General features: G+C 36.4%; 8 protein-coding genes, 2 tRNA genes and 3 rRNA genes. 10 read left to right on the plus strand and 3 right to left on the minus strand.

Features of this window, described 5'->3' with window-relative positions; translation table 11 throughout:
- Window positions 1-40: 40 nt before the first annotated feature.
- Window positions 41-1,939 carry an amidophosphoribosyltransferase gene (locus T410_RS05450; RefSeq protein WP_035669274.1) on the plus strand — a complete coding sequence of 633 codons (1,899 nt, stop codon included), beginning with the start codon at window positions 41-43 and terminating at the stop codon, window positions 1,937-1,939.
- A 188-nt stretch (window positions 1,940-2,127) separates the two neighbouring features.
- Here T410_RS05450 and T410_RS05455 read toward each other — a convergent pair whose 3' ends face one another.
- Entirely contained in the window at window positions 2,128-2,472 is a 345-nt protein-coding gene (locus T410_RS05455; RefSeq protein WP_193743726.1) for a transposase, read from the minus strand.
- 1,518 nt (window positions 2,473-3,990) lie between these two features.
- On the opposite strand from T410_RS05455, the gene T410_RS05460 reads away from it, so the two are divergent.
- From T410_RS05460 to rrf, 5 genes are all read left to right on the plus strand, one after another.
- A 16S ribosomal RNA gene (locus tag T410_RS05460) occupies window positions 3,991-5,504 on the plus strand.
- Window positions 5,505-5,628: 124 nt separating this feature from the next.
- Window positions 5,629-5,702, plus strand: a tRNA-Ile gene (locus tag T410_RS05465).
- Between the two features lie 94 nt (window positions 5,703-5,796).
- Window positions 5,797-5,870, plus strand: a tRNA-Ala gene (locus T410_RS05470).
- A 192-nt stretch (window positions 5,871-6,062) separates the two neighbouring features.
- Window positions 6,063-8,946 (plus strand): 23S ribosomal RNA (locus T410_RS05475).
- 144 nt (window positions 8,947-9,090) lie between these two features.
- Window positions 9,091-9,200 (plus strand): 5S ribosomal RNA (gene rrf, locus T410_RS05480).
- Together the 16S, 23S and 5S rRNA genes with 2 tRNA genes alongside form the textbook arrangement of a ribosomal RNA operon.
- A gap of 1,100 nt (window positions 9,201-10,300) precedes the next feature.
- Here rrf and T410_RS05485 read toward each other — a convergent pair.
- Together T410_RS05485 and T410_RS05490 are read right to left on the minus strand one after the other, a co-directional pair.
- The gene (locus T410_RS05485; RefSeq protein ID WP_035669276.1) at window positions 10,301-10,909 is read right to left on the minus strand and encodes a superoxide dismutase; all 609 of its coding nucleotides are present in this window, start codon (window positions 10,907-10,909) and stop codon (window positions 10,301-10,303) included.
- Between the two features lie 323 nt (window positions 10,910-11,232).
- Entirely contained in the window at window positions 11,233-11,916 is a 684-nt protein-coding gene (locus T410_RS05490) for a ComF family protein (protein WP_035669278.1), read from the minus strand.
- A 97-nt stretch (window positions 11,917-12,013) separates the two neighbouring features.
- On the opposite strand from T410_RS05490, the gene T410_RS05495 reads away from it, so the two are divergent.
- From T410_RS05495 to T410_RS05515, 4 genes are all read left to right on the plus strand, one after another.
- Window positions 12,014-13,555, plus strand: coding sequence for a glycine--tRNA ligase (locus T410_RS05495; protein ID WP_035669279.1), 1,542 nt, complete (start codon window positions 12,014-12,016; stop codon window positions 13,553-13,555).
- 79 nt (window positions 13,556-13,634) lie between these two features.
- A protein-coding gene (locus tag T410_RS16700; RefSeq protein ID WP_369793010.1) for an IS3 family transposase occupies window positions 13,635-14,986 on the plus strand; the annotation gives its coding sequence in 2 pieces (ribosomal slippage) (window positions 13,635-14,097 and window positions 14,097-14,986; 1,353 coding nt in all).
- Between the two features lie 379 nt (window positions 14,987-15,365).
- Window positions 15,366-16,178 (plus strand): LytTR family DNA-binding domain-containing protein, encoded by an 813-nt coding sequence (locus T410_RS05510; protein ID WP_035669281.1) that lies wholly within the window; start codon window positions 15,366-15,368, stop codon window positions 16,176-16,178.
- 172 nt (window positions 16,179-16,350) lie between these two features.
- Complete coding sequence (locus T410_RS05515; protein WP_035669283.1) at window positions 16,351-16,629, plus strand: hypothetical protein; 279 nt, start codon at window positions 16,351-16,353, stop codon at window positions 16,627-16,629.
- Window positions 16,630-16,701: the final 72 nt, after the last annotated feature.

The following is a 16,701-nucleotide window of genomic DNA, read 5'->3' on the forward strand; positions in this document are numbered from 1 at the left end:
TTCTTTTCAAATAATAAACACAACAACAAACAACAACAAAATGAGCGACGCTTTACAACACGAATGTGGAATAGCCTTAGTTAGACTACTTAAACCGCTTGAGTTTTACAAAGAAAAATATGGAACTGCTTTCTACGGAATACAAAAAATGTATCTCCTTATGGAAAAGCAACACAATCGCGGGCAGGATGGAGCTGGTTTTGCAAGTATCAAAATGGATGTTGAACCTGGCGAGCGTTACATAAGCCGCGTGCGATCAAACCATGCGCAACCTATTCAGGATGTATTTAAACAGATCAATGAAAGAATAAATGAAGAAATGGTGGCTCATCCGGAATATGCAGATGATGTACCACAACTAAAAGCTAATATTCCTTATATTGGAGAGTTGTTTTTAGGGCATGTGCGTTATGGAACTTTTGGAAAAAATAGTATCGAAAGCGTTCACCCATTTTTACGTCAAAGCAATTGGATGCACAGAAATCTGATATTGGCTGGAAATTTCAATATGACCAATGTAAAAGAACTTTTTCAAAACTTAGTAGAACTGGGTCAGCATCCAAAGGAAATGGCGGATACGGTTACGGTTATGGAAAAAATCGGACATTTTCTGGACAAAGAAGTAATGCAATTGTATCAAGATTGTAAAGAAGAAGGTTTGTCTAAAAGAGAAGCATCACCTGTTATTGCAGAACGATTAGATATTGCTAAAATTTTGAGACGTTCTTCAAAAAATTTAGATGGAGGTTATGCGATGGCAGGACTTTTAGGACACGGAGATTCATTTGTGTTTAGAGATCCAGCAGGAATACGTCCGGCTTATTTTTATCAAGATGACGAAGTTGTTGTTGTTGCCTCTGAAAGACCAGTTATACAAACCGTTTTCAACGTCCCTTTTGAAAAAGTCCAAGAAGTAGAACCGGGAAGTGCATTAATAATTAAGAAGAATGGAACGGTTTCTATGCAGGAAATTCTTCCCCCAACAATTAAAAAAGCATGTTCGTTTGAACGTATTTATTTCTCCAGAGGAAGTGATGCTGAAATTTATCAGGAAAGAAAAAATTTAGGAAAACTTATTTTGCCTGCCGTTTTGGAAGCCATTGATGAAGATACGGATAATACGGTTTTCTCTTATATTCCAAATACTGCCGAAACTTCCTTTTATGGGTTAGTTGAAGCAGCTCAAGATTTTCTAAATCAAAGAAAGAATAATTACATTCTTGAAAATAGAAATACCTTAACTAAGGATTCTTTACAAGAATTACTGTCGGTAAAAATTCGTACTGAGAAAGTTGCGATTAAAGACGCAAAACTAAGAACATTTATTACTGAAGACAGTAGTCGTGATGACTTGGTGGCTCACGTTTATGATGTTACTTATGGAGTTATTAAACCAACAGATAATTTGGTGATTATTGATGATAGTATTGTGCGTGGAACTACGCTGAAAATGAGTATCATCAAAATGATGGATCGTTTAAATCCAAAACGTATTGTAATCGTTTCATCAGCACCCCAAATTAGATACCCGGATTGTTATGGAATTGATATGGCTAAACTAGAGGGTTTAGTAGCATTTAAAGCAGCTTTGGAATTACTTAAAGAAAGAAATTTATATCATATAGTTGATGAAGTGTATTTAAAATGTAAAGCACAGGAAAACTATTTAGATAGTGAAGTTGTAAATTATGTAACAGCAATTTATGAGCCTTTTCAACCACAAGAAGTTTCAAACAAAATTGCCGAAATGTTAAGTTCTCCTGAAATAAAAGCAGAAGTAAAAATTATATTCCAAACCGTAGAAGATTTGCACATTGCTTGCCCTAAAAATTTAGGAGATTGGTATTTCACCGGTGATTACCCTACTCCAGGAGGAAATCGAGTAGTGAATCGAGCATTCATGAATTTTTATGAAGGAAAAGATGCTAGGGCATATTAGTAAATAAAAGGATTGTAGTTCTTAATCGGTTTTATATGTTGTTTGTCTAATTTATTTGGTGACAACCAAGAACTATCATAAATTTGAATCACCATAACATTAGTAGGTTAAGTTTATGGTAGATTTGGGGCAAAAAAGGTGGAAGAAATTCCACCTTTTTTATTGGAATAAAATCAGGTTTTTTTGGATCAATACCAAAATTTGTGGAGCGAAAAAAAACAAGCATAAATATTGATTTGTCTATAAAGGAAGAATTTTATATTTGTGACTCCTCTGAATGGTGTTCTAGATGTTTTTATTTTGACATTGAAAGATTCTGCTGATGCATTAATGCTTCTGTTGTCAAAATAGTTCAATTTGGTTTGAGATGTTGTATTCAATGACTTGGACCTAGATTGATTTACTTTTTCGTGACTTTTGGCTAATTTTGCAAACCCCATAATTTTATTATTTATTTTCTCAAAGATGTTTCTCAAATCTTGTGCTAAATGGTATGTTTTTATGATATCGTAATGCAAATAATAATTCGTCACTGTGTGTTTGTTTAGCAATTTCCAATATTTTTTATAACTTTTTGCGTTTCTTTATTTATTTAGCCAACGCGTTTGATATGTAAATAGACGAACGTACCTCTGAGAGAGAAAAATATTGAATGGTTATTTTATTTGAAAATCCATTAGATGCTAATTATGGAGTGTTAAATTTTTTAGGAAGTTTTTTTTTTTTTTTTGAAAGTACATAAGTAAATTCTCGAGGGAATTTTTAAATAAGTTTGGATTAAAATGTTTAATCAAAAATTTGAATGAATTATTGGGTTTAGTTTATAATCTCCCCATTTTTTTTGTTATTGATAGTTTTATTGAAGTATATTTTAATAATTGATTTGATAGAGAAAAGCAGGAATCTTTTTTTAATTTCCTTAATTTTTTCTGATTTTACTTACCACTAAATTATAATATCTTAAAAAATATATATTGTGTCAAATTATAATTGCCTATTGAGTATGAAGTTAAATCTTGTTTGCTAATAGTTTTTTTGAAACTATTGTCACCTCAAAAAAAATATTTAGAAATGTTGTCTATTTGCATAGCTCAGTTTTATGGTTTTTAAAGTTATATGTTTTGATTAATTAAGTAGTTTCTTTTCGTATTATTAAGAAGGAACAATTCTCATAGTGGTATTGGCTTTTTTTTGTTAAGTAGCTGTGGTTATTTTTGTGTACATTATATGATACTTTATTTTTAGATTGGTTTTTGGTTATCCAATGAGTGGATGCTTTATTTGCACGCTAAATCTAATATGCATTTATATTGTTAAAAAGCAATCTCTGTCTGCTAGGTGGATAATCATTAAATAAATGCTAATCATAAATCGAGAATTAGGAAGGTTTAATTAGTGAAGAAGGGAGAATAAGGTTATCGCTTCACTTTATAGTAAGGTAGAAATAGGAGTTTCGACGGTTTTTAAGATTTGAAACTAATTCAATAAATAAAAATGATTTACAAGAATCACGTTTACAGCGAGTTGAAACAAACATTAGTACAACATTAAAAAAAAGTGATTAAAAAGCTTGAAAAAGGGAATAAAGGGTCTACTTTTGCACCCGCAATGACGCAGAAGTTATTTGATAAACTGGCAAGATATACGAATCCAAGGAGAGAATTTATTTTCTAAAAAAGATTCAGAAAAGCTTGTGAGATTAGAAAACGGATGTTACATTTGCACCCCGCAAAACAGTGGAAGTTCCTTGACAAACTGATAAGAAATAGAGAAGATAGAGGGATTAAATTTCTTTAAAAAAACTTCAAAAATTTCTTGCCAGTTGAGAAAAGAGTTTGTACTTTTGCACCCGCTTTGAGAAACACTTTAAGGAGTGTTGATAAAGAGAAGAAAAGATAAGAACACGTTCCTAGACATATTGAATTGACAGCCGTTTTGAAAGAGATTTCAAGACAAAAGAATAAGAGTAATAGAATCGAGAGATTTGAAAAAACCACTAGAATTTAGTCGAATAAACAAAGAGAACAGATTTATCTGAACTCACACAATATACGATGAAGAGTTTGATCCTGGCTCAGGATGAACGCTAGCGGCAGGCTTAACACATGCAAGTCGAGGGGTATAGGTTTTCGGACCTAGAGACCGGCGCACGGGTGCGTAACGCGTATGCAATCTACCTTTCACAGAGGGATAGCCCAGAGAAATTTGGATTAATACCTCATAGTATAGCAGTTTCGCATGAAACCACTATTAAAGATTTATCGGTGAAAGATGAGCATGCGTCCCATTAGCTAGTTGGTAAGGTAACGGCTTACCAAGGCTACGATGGGTAGGGGTCCTGAGAGGGAGATCCCCCACACTGGTACTGAGACACGGACCAGACTCCTACGGGAGGCAGCAGTGAGGAATATTGGACAATGGGCGCAAGCCTGATCCAGCCATGCCGCGTGCAGGATGACGGTCCTATGGATTGTAAACTGCTTTTGTACAGGAAGAAACACTACTTCGTGAAGTAGCTTGACGGTACTGTAAGAATAAGGATCGGCTAACTCCGTGCCAGCAGCCGCGGTAATACGGAGGATCCAAGCGTTATCCGGAATCATTGGGTTTAAAGGGTCCGTAGGCGGTTTAGTAAGTCAGTGGTGAAAGCCCATCGCTCAACGGTGGAACGGCCATTGATACTGCTAAACTTGAATTATTAGGAAGTAACTAGAATATGTAGTGTAGCGGTGAAATGCTTAGAGATTACATGGAATACCAATTGCGAAGGCAGGTTACTACTAATATATTGACGCTGATGGACGAAAGCGTGGGTAGCGAACAGGATTAGATACCCTGGTAGTCCACGCCGTAAACGATGGATACTAGCTGTTGGGCGCAAGTTCAGTGGCTAAGCGAAAGTGATAAGTATCCCACCTGGGGAGTACGTTCGCAAGAATGAAACTCAAAGGAATTGACGGGGGCCCGCACAAGCGGTGGAGCATGTGGTTTAATTCGATGATACGCGAGGAACCTTACCAAGGCTTAAATGTAGATTGACCGGTTTGGAAACAGACTTTTCGCAAGACAATTTACAAGGTGCTGCATGGTTGTCGTCAGCTCGTGCCGTGAGGTGTCAGGTTAAGTCCTATAACGAGCGCAACCCCTGTTGTTAGTTGCCAGCGAGTCATGTCGGGAACTCTAACAAGACTGCCAGTGCAAACTGTGAGGAAGGTGGGGATGACGTCAAATCATCACGGCCCTTACGCCTTGGGCTACACACGTGCTACAATGGCCGGTACAGAGAGCAGCCACTGGGCGACCAGGAGCGAATCTATAAAACCGGTCACAGTTCGGATCGGAGTCTGCAACTCGACTCCGTGAAGCTGGAATCGCTAGTAATCGGATATCAGCCATGATCCGGTGAATACGTTCCCGGGCCTTGTACACACCGCCCGTCAAGCCATGGAAGCTGGGGGTGCCTGAAGTCGGTGACCGCAAGGAGCTGCCTAGGGTAAAACTGGTAACTAGGGCTAAGTCGTAACAAGGTAGCCGTACCGGAAGGTGCGGCTGGAACACCTCCTTTCTAGAGCCTTAGTGTTAGTATTTATACACGCTAGGGAAAGAAGACGAAAGTTCAAGTTGGAAACAAATGCCAATATTTTATTACTCTTGCTGTTAGTTCAAATAATACCATTTAAGAATAAGAGTGTCTCGTAGCTCAGCTGGTTAGAGTACTACACTGATAATGTAGGGGTCGACAGTTCGAGTCTGTCCGAGACAACTATTTTAGACTTAAAAGAAAAGAAGAAATTCTAGAGTTGAGGAGTTATGAAGTGAAAATTCATAATTCATAATTCACAATTCATAAATAGATTGGGGGATTAGCTCAGCTGGCTAGAGCGCCTGCCTTGCACGCAGGAGGTCAACGGTTCGACTCCGTTATTCTCCACTATCTTGAGTAGTAATTATTAAGGATTGGGTAGTAAGTATGACTTACGACTTTATAATTAATAATTCATACCTAAAGAAAAAGTTCATTGACATATTGAGATAAGAAAATAATAAAAAGTAGAAAGCATTTTTTGCTTGTTTATTTATAGACAAGTAGAAGAAACGGCACATTTTAATTAATGTGTTGGTACAATAAGCAAAATAAGGGCGTATGGGGGATGCCTTGGCTCTCAGAGGCGATGAAAGGCGTGATAAGCTGCGAAAAGTTACGGGGATTGGCACACACGATATGATCCGTAAATACCTGAATGGGGCAACCCACTATGTTGAAGACATAGTACACCGATAGGTGGGCAAACCCGCTGAACTGAAACATCTAAGTAGGCGGAGGAGAAGAAAACAAAAGTGATTCCGTAAGTAGTGGCGAGCGAACGCGGATTAGCCCAAACCAATGATGTTACGGCATTGTTGGGGTTGTAGGACCACGACATTTGTTGCGGATAGAATTAGAATCTACTGGAAAGTAGAGCCAAAGAAGGTGATAGCCCTGTATAAGTAATAGAAGATAACGATAGTGGTATCCTGAGTAGGGCGGGGCACGTGAAACCCTGTCTGAATTTGGCGGGACCATCCGCTAAGGCTAAATACTCCTGAGAGACCGATAGTGAACCAGTACCGTGAGGGAAAGGTGAAAAGAACCGTGAATAACGGAGTGAAATAGATCCTGAAACCATACGCTTACAAGCGGTCGGAGCCCTTTCGTGGGGTGACGGCGTGCCTTTTGCATAATGAGCCTACGAGTTAACGTTGCTGGCAAGGATAAGTGGTTAAGCCACGGATCCGTAGCGAAAGCGAGTCTGAATAGGGCGCTTTAGTCAGTAGTGTTAGACGCGAAACCGTGTGATCTACCCATGGGCAGGATGAAGCTGTGGTAACACATAGTGGAGGTCCGAACCGGTTGACGTTGAAAAGTCTTCGGATGACCTGTGGGTAGGGGTGAAAGGCCAATCAAACTCGGAAATAGCTCGTACTCCCCGAAATGCATTTAGGTGCAGCGTTATGCATAAAGTTATATAGAGGTAGAGCTACTGATTGGATGCGGGGGCTTCACCGCCTACCAATTCCTGACAAACTCCGAATGCTATATAATGTTTCATAACAGTGAGGGCTTGGGTGCTAAGGTCCAAGTCCGAGAGGGAAAGAACCCAGACCATCAGCTAAGGTCCCCAAATATACGCTAAGTTGAAAGAACGAGGTTTGTCTGCCCAGACAGCTAGGATGTTGGCTTGGAAGCAGCCATTCATTTAAAGAGTGCGTAACAGCTCACTAGTCGAGCGGACGAGCATGGATAATAATCGGGCATAAGCGTATTACCGAAGCTATGGATTTACAATTAATTGTAAGTGGTAGGGGAGCATTCTAACAGGGTTGAAGGTGTGTCGTAAGGCATGCTGGACTGGTTAGAAAAGAAAATGTAGGCATAAGTAACGATAATGCGGGCGAGAAACCCGCACACCGAAAGACTAAGGTTTCCACAGCTATGCTAATCAGCTGTGGGTTAGTCGGGACCTAAGGCGAACCCGAAAGGGACAGTCGATGGACAACGGGTTAATATTCCCGTACTAGTTATTACTGTGATGGGGTGACGGAGTGATGAAAGCGCCGCGAACTGACGGAATAGTTCGTTGAAGTACCTACCTATAAGCTGCGCAGGCAAATCCACGCGGCTTGGGGAAATACGATAGTACTCGGAGTCTTCGGACAAAGAGATAGTGCGCCTAAGGGCTTCCAAGAAAAACCTCTAAACTTCAGGTAATAAGTACCCGTACCGCAAACCGACACAGGTAGTCGAGGAGAGAATCCTAAGGTGCTCGAGAGATTCATGGCTAAGGAATTAGGCAAAATAGACCCGTAACTTCGGGAGAAGGGTCGCCAGCAGCAATGCTGGCCGCAGTGAAGAGGTCCAGGCGACTGTTTATCAAAAACACAGGGCTCTGCAAAATCGTAAGATGAAGTATAGGGCCTGACACCTGCCCGGTGCTGGAAGGTTAAGAGGAGATGTTATCTTCGGAGAAGCATTGAATTGAAGCCCCAGTAAACGGCGGCCGTAACTATAACGGTCCTAAGGTAGCGAAATTCCTTGTCGGGTAAGTTCCGACCTGCACGAATGGTGTAACGATCTGGACACTGTCTCAGCCATGAGCTCGGTGAAATTGTAGTAGCGGTGAAGATGCCGCTTACCCGCAGTGGGACGAAAAGACCCTGTGCACCTTTACTATAGCTTAGTATTGACCTTGGATAAATGATGTGTAGGATAGGTTGGAGACTGTGAAGTGGCGTCGCTAGGCGTTGTGGAGTCATTGTTGAAATACAACCCTTTGTTTATCTGAGGCCTAACCCCGTTTTGCGGGGGACATTGCTTGGTGGGTAGTTTGACTGGGGTGGTCGCCTCCAAAAGAGTAACGGAGGCTTCTAAAGGTTCCCTCAGTACGCTTGGTAACCGTGCGTAGAGTGCAATGGCATAAGGGAGCTTGACTGAGAGACATACAGGTCGATCAGGTACGAAAGTAGAGCATAGTGATCCGGTGGTTCCGCATGGAAGGGCCATCGCTCAAAGGATAAAAGGTACGCCGGGGATAACAGGCTGATCTCCCCCAAGAGCTCATATCGACGGGGGGGTTTGGCACCTCGATGTCGGCTCGTCACATCCTGGGGCTGGAGAAGGTCCCAAGGGTTGGGCTGTTCGCCCATTAAAGTGGCACGCGAGCTGGGTTCAGAACGTCGTGAGACAGTTCGGTCTCTATCTACTGTGGGCGCAAGAAATTTGAGTGGATCTGATTCTAGTACGAGAGGACCGAATTGGACAAACCTCTAGTGTATCTGTTGTCACGCCAGTGGCATCGCAGAGTAGCTACGTTTGGAAGGGATAAGCGCTGAAAGCATATAAGCGCGAAACCCACCACAAGATGAGATTTCTTTTAAGGATCGTGGGAGATGACCACGTTGATAGGCTATAGATGTAAAGGCAGTAATGTCATAGTCGAGTAGTACTAATAATCCGTAAGCTTATGTACGCTTTTCCCCGGGGTAACCCGGGGAAGAAACTTTCTCAACACTTTTTGTTTTCTTTATCTCAGTATGTTAAGATATTATGTAGTTAATTGTCAATTATAAATCGTCAATTGTTACAATAATTGCCCAAAGCAATTATAACCTCTTAAGGTGGTTATTGCGGCGGGGCTCACCTCTTCCCATCCCGAACAGAGTAGTTAAGCCCGCCTGCGCAGATGGTACTGCAGTTATGTGGGAGAGTATGTCGTCGCCTTTCTTTAATCTGAACTTGTTTCAGATTCTATTAAATCCTCATCATTAATTTGATGAGGATTTTTTTTGTTAATTAATTTTGATTATTAAGAATTAATGGGCTCAATTCTAAAAGTTGGGGATTAGACAAAAAGATTGCTTAATTTAAATAAGAAGAAATTGGTCTTTCGCAACCCTTAAACGGGCTTCTAAATGCTTTTATTTTGACATTGAATGACTCCGCAGATGCATTTGTACTTCTATTGTTAAAATTGTTTTGGATAGATTGGTAATTAAAAGTTATCCTATTAAGGATAATCTTGGAGTTTTTAAACCCTCACTGATTTACTTTTTTGTGCCAATTGGCTAATTTGGCAAAACCAATTATTTTACCAGTTGTTTTTTTTGTAAGATGGTACGCAAGTCTGTGTTAGATTATATGCTATGCGCATGTTCTCGAGGTGTCCAAGTGTTAATAAAGCTCAGGTGATTTTATATTGATTTTGGAGATTTTACCGTTGACTCCAAATAACCTCCAATAGTATGTCAGCTGGGAGTGCTATTAGCGATTAATTTCTTTTAAAATAGCCGCAAACTCTTGAGTCATCCGGATTTCCTTTGGCAACTATCTGCCAATCTCTAAAAATTACTTTTCCAATGACTTCATTTAGCCATCTTCTGTGAGTGATGTGAAGATATACTTTGTTACCTCAAATGGGGAAATCCCGAACGGTTATCTCGTCAAAGAATCTTTTGGAATTTAATTTTTTTTGTTGTGTTTTTTAAAGATCGAATTAATCTCCATTAAATTAAGACTTAGTATTTCTTTTCCTTTTTCATAAGAAGTCAGTTCAAAATATTCCACTATTATTTCTTGTAATGATAACTTGAGAATCTCAAGGAATGAATCTTGCATTTTTATAGATTTTTATAATACAAAAATCAATATTTTAATATTTTCTCATAACTTTTAGGATTGATACAAGGAAGGATTTTGTATTTATTAGTCCTCTTAATTGCGCTCTAAGTTGTTGATAGATAAAATGATAATAAATAAAAAAATAGCCGGATAAACTTTTAAAAAAGTCTATCCGGCTTTCGTTTGAAAATCAATTCTCTCTAAAACTATTTCTCCAATGCATATCTTCTTGAAACTTCAGTCCAGTTAATTACATTGAAAAAAGCTTCGATATAATCAGGTCTTCTGTTTTGATAATGTAAATAGTAAGCATGTTCCCAAACATCCATTCCTAAAATTGGAGTTCCGCCACAACCTACACCAGGCATTAATGGATTGTCTTGGTTTGGAGTTCCGCAAACATCTACTTTTCCACCTTTATGTACACAAAGCCAAGCCCATCCTGAGCCAAATTGTGTAACACCAGCTTTAGAAAATTTTGCTTTAAATTCTTCAAAAGTTCCAAAAGCAGCTTCAATTGCAACTAATAGGTCACCAGTTGGGAGTCCGCCACCGTTTGGTGTCATGACACTCCAATACAAATTATGATTGTAAAAACCACCACCATTGTTACGAACAGGCATATTTTTCATATCAAGATTAATCAAAATATTTTCGATAGTCTTACCTTCCATATCCGTTCCAGTAATAGCAGCATTCACGTTAGTAATATAAGCGTTATGATGTTTAGTGTGATGAATTTCCATCGTACGCGCATCAATATAAGGTTCTAATGCGTCATACGCATAAGGTAATTGTGGTAATTCAAAAGCCATAATATGATTGTTTAATGATTTATAAATATTTTTATTCAAATTTATACATTTAACTTTGGAATCGGAAATTCTATTTCGTTATAATTTCATTAAATTAATTGATAGTACGCTCTTTGGATTTGTAACAGACTTGTTTTAAAGTTATTCTTGCTTTTCACTCACATCTTTTATTCTACGAAAAGGCGTATAAAAAGGATTTCACTTCAAACAAAATTCACTGAACTTATAGGATAATAAAAGTTAAGTAATCAGGGTTAAAAAATGACTACGATTGAAATTGCCGTTCAGTTTTCAATACAATTGTTAGAACCTAAATCTCTACATTACGATTGCGCCATCGCCATGCAGACAATACTTATTTTTGCCCCTGGAATTTTCAATAAAGCACGTGAACAAGCTTCTAATGTAGATCCTGTTGTGATGACGTCATCAATTAAAAGAAAATGTTTGTCGTGGTCTTTTTCTGTAAAAAAAACATCAAAAGTGGTTTCGATTCCTTCGGTTCTTGCCAATAAATTTTTCTTAGATTGCGTTTTTGAATACACATTCCGAATCAATAGTGTATCATTATAATCGATATTTAAATTAGAAGAAAGCGCTTCTCCAAAAGCTGTGACTTGATTGTAGCCTCTTTCTTTTAACTTTTTTCGGTGCAAGGGAACTGGAATAATTTCATCGACTGTTTGTAATAGAGCAATTTTTTTTAAATCTTCAGCTAACCATTCGCCAAGAATAGTTCCTATTTCTTCGTGTCCTTTGTATTTTAAATTATGGATAAGTTCTTGGGCAATTCCTTTTTTATGAAAATATAATAATGCCGAAGTATGGATTACAGGAATCCTGCCATAAAACTTTTTGAATGCATCATTTTCATGATGTAAATGATGATTAGTCAGTGGAATATCATGCCTGCAAATAGTACAAATCACATTCTCATTAAGAAGTAAAAAGCCGCTGCATCCAGAACAAACTTTTGGAAAAAATAAATTAATAATGCTTTTAAACATGTAATCAGGGATTTATTTATAAAAATAGACAAATCAATGCTTCAATCTTTAACAATTTTCTTTTTTTTAAGTTCACTTTTTATATTTTTGCACTACTATGGCAAAACAAGAAGATTTATTTAAGAATGTAATTTCGCATGCAAAGGAATACGGATTTATTTTTCCGTCTAGCGAAATTTACGATGGTTTAAGTGCAGTCTATGATTATGCACAAAACGGAGTAGAATTAAAAAAGAACATACGTGAATATTGGTGGAAAGCGATGGTTCAAATGAACGATAACATTGTTGGTCTTGATGCGGCAATATTGATGCACCCAACCACTTGGAAAGCATCAGGTCACGTAGACGCTTTCAATGATCCATTAATTGATAACAAAGATTCGAAAAGAAGATATAGAGCTGATGTTTTGATTGAAGATTATGCCGAAAAGCTAAATCAAAAAGCAATCAAGGAAATTGAAAAAGCGCGTATTCGTTTTGGAGATGCTTTCAATGAACAAGAATTTGTTACTACAAACGCTAGAGTTGTTGAATACAAAGCTAAAGAAAGAGAAATTTTGGAAAGAATGGCTCGTTCGCTTGGTAACGAAGATCTTGAAGATGTAAAAGCTCTAATTGAAGAATTAGAAATTGCTTGTCCTGAATCAGGTTCAAGAAATTGGACTGAAGTGCGTCAATTTAACTTAATGTTTGGAACTAAATTAGGAGCATCTGCTGATACAGCAATGGATTTATACTTACGTCCGGAAACAGCTCAAGGTATTTTTGTGAATTTCTTGAACGTGCAAAAATCAGGAAGAATGAAAGTTCCTTTTGGAATCGCGCAAACGGGTAAGGCATTTAGGAATGAGATTGTCGCTAGACAATTTATTTTCCGTATGCGTGAGTTTGAACAAATGGAAATGCAATTTTTTGTACGTCCAGGTGATGAAATGAAATGGTACGAACATTGGAAAGCAGCTAGATTAAAATGGCATTTATCGCTTGGTTTAGGAAAAGAAAATTACCGTTTTCACGATCACGAAAAATTAGCACATTATGCTAATGCTGCGGCTGATATTGAGTTTAACTTCCCTTTTGGATTCAAAGAATTAGAAGGAATTCATTCACGTACTGATTTTGATTTGAAAGCACACGAACAGTTTTCAGGTAGAAAATTGCAATATTTTGATGCTGAATTGAATCAAAATTACGTTCCTTATGTAGTGGAAACTTCAGTGGGATTAGATAGAATGTTCTTAGCTGTTTTTGCTACTTCTCTAAAAGAAGAAACTTTAGAAGATGGTTCTACAAGAACGGTTCTGAAATTACCAGCAGTTCTGGCGCCAACAAAAGCCGCGATTTTGCCATTAGTAAAAAAAGCCGGATTGCCAGAAATCGCACACAAAATCATTGACGATTTACGTTGGGATTTCAATGTGGCGTATGACGAAAAAGATGCTGTAGGAAGACGTTATAGAAGACAAGATGCTTTGGGAACTCCTTTTTGTATTACTGTTGATCATCAAACTATTGAAGATCAAACGGTAACGATTCGTCACCGAGATACAATGAAACAAGACCGTGTGAAAATTTTAGATTTGAAATCAATTATTGAAAATGAAGTTTCGATGAAAAATTGGTTGATGAAAATGTAATTATTTTTTTGTTTATATAAAAAAAGCTTTCCGTTTTGGACATGCCCCAAAAAGTTAGACACTATTTGGGGCATTTTTTATGGAAAGAAAAGTTAAGTATGGTTACACATTTAAACTTGAATGTGTACAGGAGGTTTTAAACGAACATCAGTCTTGTTGTTCCGTTTCAAAGCAAAAGGGATTTTCGAAATCGCAACTACAAAAATGGGTTAGATTGTACAATAACTATGGAGGCAAAGGATTATTGCCATCTAAAAACAGGATCTATTCCATTGATTTTAAAATGAAAGTTTTAAAATCGTTATCAGAAGAACATCTATCTTTAAGTAAAGCATGTTTGTTGTTTAATATTCCATCAGAATCTACTATTGTAAAATGGAAGAAAGATTTTGCTAATTTTGGTATTGAAGGATTAAAACCAAAACTTAAAGGCAGACCAATATCTATGAGTGATTATAAGCGTAAAAAACGTAAATCAGACAAACCTTTAACAAGAGAGGAAGAACTCTTAAAAGAGAACGAAAGACTTCGTTGTGAGAATGAATTGCTAAAAAAGTTACAAGCCTTAATTCAAGCCAGGAGAAATCCCAAGCCATAATGGAGTTAAGGCATAAATTTGATTTAGAATTACTTCTAGATTTAACAAAAATGGCACGTAGTAGTTTTTATTATCATCAAAAGCAGAATAAATTACCTGATAAATACAAAGAAATCAAAGAGTTAATTAAAGCCATTTATCAAAGCCATAAAGGGCGCTATGGTTACAGAAGAATAACCGATGAACTCCAAAATAGAGCAATGATTATCAATCATAAAACAGTTTTTAGATTAATGAAATTACTGGGATTAAAAAGTCTTATTAGATTAAAGAAATATAAATCATATAAAGGCGAACAAGGTAAAATTGCACCAAATGTTCTAAAAAGAAATTTCAAAGCAGTTGCACCAAATCAAAAATGGGCAACCGATATAACCGAGTTTAATGTCTCGGGTCAAAAATTGTATCTATCGCCTATTATTGATTTATTTAATCAAGAAATAATCAGTTACGAACTAACAGAACGCCCAGTGTTTAATCAAGTAGTTATAATGCTCAAAAAAGCATTTAAAAAAATACCTAATAACACTAATCTAACACTGCATTCAGATCAAGGCTGGCAATATCAAATGAAACAATATCAGTATTTGCTGAAAGAAAAAGGAATTGTACAAAGTATGTCAAGAAAAGGAAATTGTTTAGACAATGCTATAATTGAAAACTTCTTTGGAATATTAAAATCTGAACTGTTTTATCTTAAAAAATACACATCATTAGACCAATTAAAAAAGGAAATAAATGAATATATAAAATATTACAATAAAGATAGAATCAAGTCGAATTTAAACAAAATGAGCCCGATACAATATCGAGCTCATTATTATCAAAATTAATTATAAATTTGTCTAAACTTTTGGGTGCAGTCTATTTAGGAAAGCTTTTTTATTTAGCATACGATCCGTATTTTTTTAAAGCACAATTAATTAGAAAGAAAATAGTTATTAATTCCTTTTGTAACAAGAATTTATGCGCTTTATCGGATTTATATGCGCTTCATCTTAATGTATCAACATTTGTTAAAAACATATTAACAACACATATTGAAAATTGGTTAAATGCTTATTTTTAGACTGTTAAATAAGGGTTTTTATGCAGTATTTCATGCTTTTGTTTAATTAGTTTCCCAAAACTACCAATATTACTTAATAATTTGAAGTACATTTTACTTTGGAAATCTGATGTTATGCCTAACGATTTTAGGAATAGCCATTGATGAATTACTCGTACATTGTTATTGACGATGATCAAGAAAGTGTTTCGAAAACAAAAGCCATTGCTGATAGTTTTTCGGAGCTTACTTTTGTGGCTTCAGCAAATAATTACACGGATGGCTTAAATCTTATTTTAGAACACACTCCTCAATTAGTTTTTCTTGAAATTGATCCTGCAAATAAAGAGAGTAATTTATCTTTGACTCTTATTAATGAGTTGTATAGGTATCTTAAAATAGTTCCTAAGATTATTATTACTACCGCCAAGAAAGATTTGGCTTTTGAAGCTATTCAATATGAAGTAGCAGATTATTTATTAAAACCATTAACACGTATCGATATTGTAAAATCAATTTTAAAATTGAACAAATCGACTAATGCAGAAGAAGTCCTTTCGAAACAACTACCAACTTTTGATGAAAAGCCTATAGTTTCAGTTAGGCAAGAGGCACCAAATCAGGAGCAGCCTCTCATTCTATGTATAAAATCGTATGGTGATTATAGGTATATTGATGCTAAAGATATTTGCTATTTCCAAGCGGATAATAATTCTACTGACATACACTTAAATAATGGTGAAATGATAACTGCTTTCAAAACATTGAAGCATTTTGAAGGAATTTTATCTTTCCCTTTTATCAGGATTCATAATAGTTATATAGTAAACCGAAATTACATTTCTAGAATTCATACAGGAAATACAGTTTGCTACATTAAAAATACTACTACAAAGCTTCCTTTCTCCAAATCGTATAAGGCAAATGTTGACCTAATTATTTCCGATTTTTCTAATGGAAATTATTTGGAAATTTAAAATTCAACCATCTACCATAATTTGACTGCCATTCACTATCAAACGGATATGATCTACCATAAATGCCTTTTTTTGTAGGAAATTTTAATAATGCTTATGTAATTTTACTAAACAATTTCCTGCAAAAGGAGGCGAAAAAGTAAAAAACATAACAATATAAAATCCCCAAATTATGAAAAAAGCAATCTTAACAATCGGTTTATTCTCTTTAGTAATGATATTAACATCATTCACTACACCAGAAACTAAAAACACTGTGAAATCTGATACTAATGTTAATATTATAGGTGGCGGAGCAACAGGAGGAAATGTAAAAGTGGATATCATTGGTGGTGGAGCAACAGGAGGAAATGTAAAAGTGGATATCATTGGTGGTGGAGCAACAGGAGGAAATGTAAAAGTGGATATCATTGGTGGTGGAGCAACAGGAGGAAATGTAAAAGTTGACTAATAATTTAAGTAAATTTTTTAAATAATATTTAGGCTATCAATAATTTGATAGCCTTTTTTTATGTCAATAGTT

Source organism: Flavobacterium sp. 83 (genome assembly GCF_000744835.1).
In the GTDB taxonomy this organism is placed as follows: domain Bacteria; phylum Bacteroidota; class Bacteroidia; order Flavobacteriales; family Flavobacteriaceae; genus Flavobacterium.

Coding starts and splice junctions, on each gene's coding strand:
- T410_RS05450 (WP_035669274.1), top strand. CDS start 41: ATGAGCGACGCTTTACAACACGAATGTGGAATAGCCTTAGTTAGACTA.
- T410_RS05485 (WP_035669276.1), bottom strand. CDS start 10,909: ATGGCTTTTGAATTACCACAATTACCTTATGCGTATGACGCATTAGAA.
- T410_RS05490 (WP_035669278.1), bottom strand. CDS start 11,916: ATGTTTAAAAGCATTATTAATTTATTTTTTCCAAAAGTTTGTTCTGGA.
- T410_RS05495 (WP_035669279.1), top strand. CDS start 12,014: ATGGCAAAACAAGAAGATTTATTTAAGAATGTAATTTCGCATGCAAAG.
- T410_RS05510 (WP_035669281.1), top strand. CDS start 15,366: ATGAATTACTCGTACATTGTTATTGACGATGATCAAGAAAGTGTTTCG.
- T410_RS05515 (WP_035669283.1), top strand. CDS start 16,351: ATGAAAAAAGCAATCTTAACAATCGGTTTATTCTCTTTAGTAATGATA.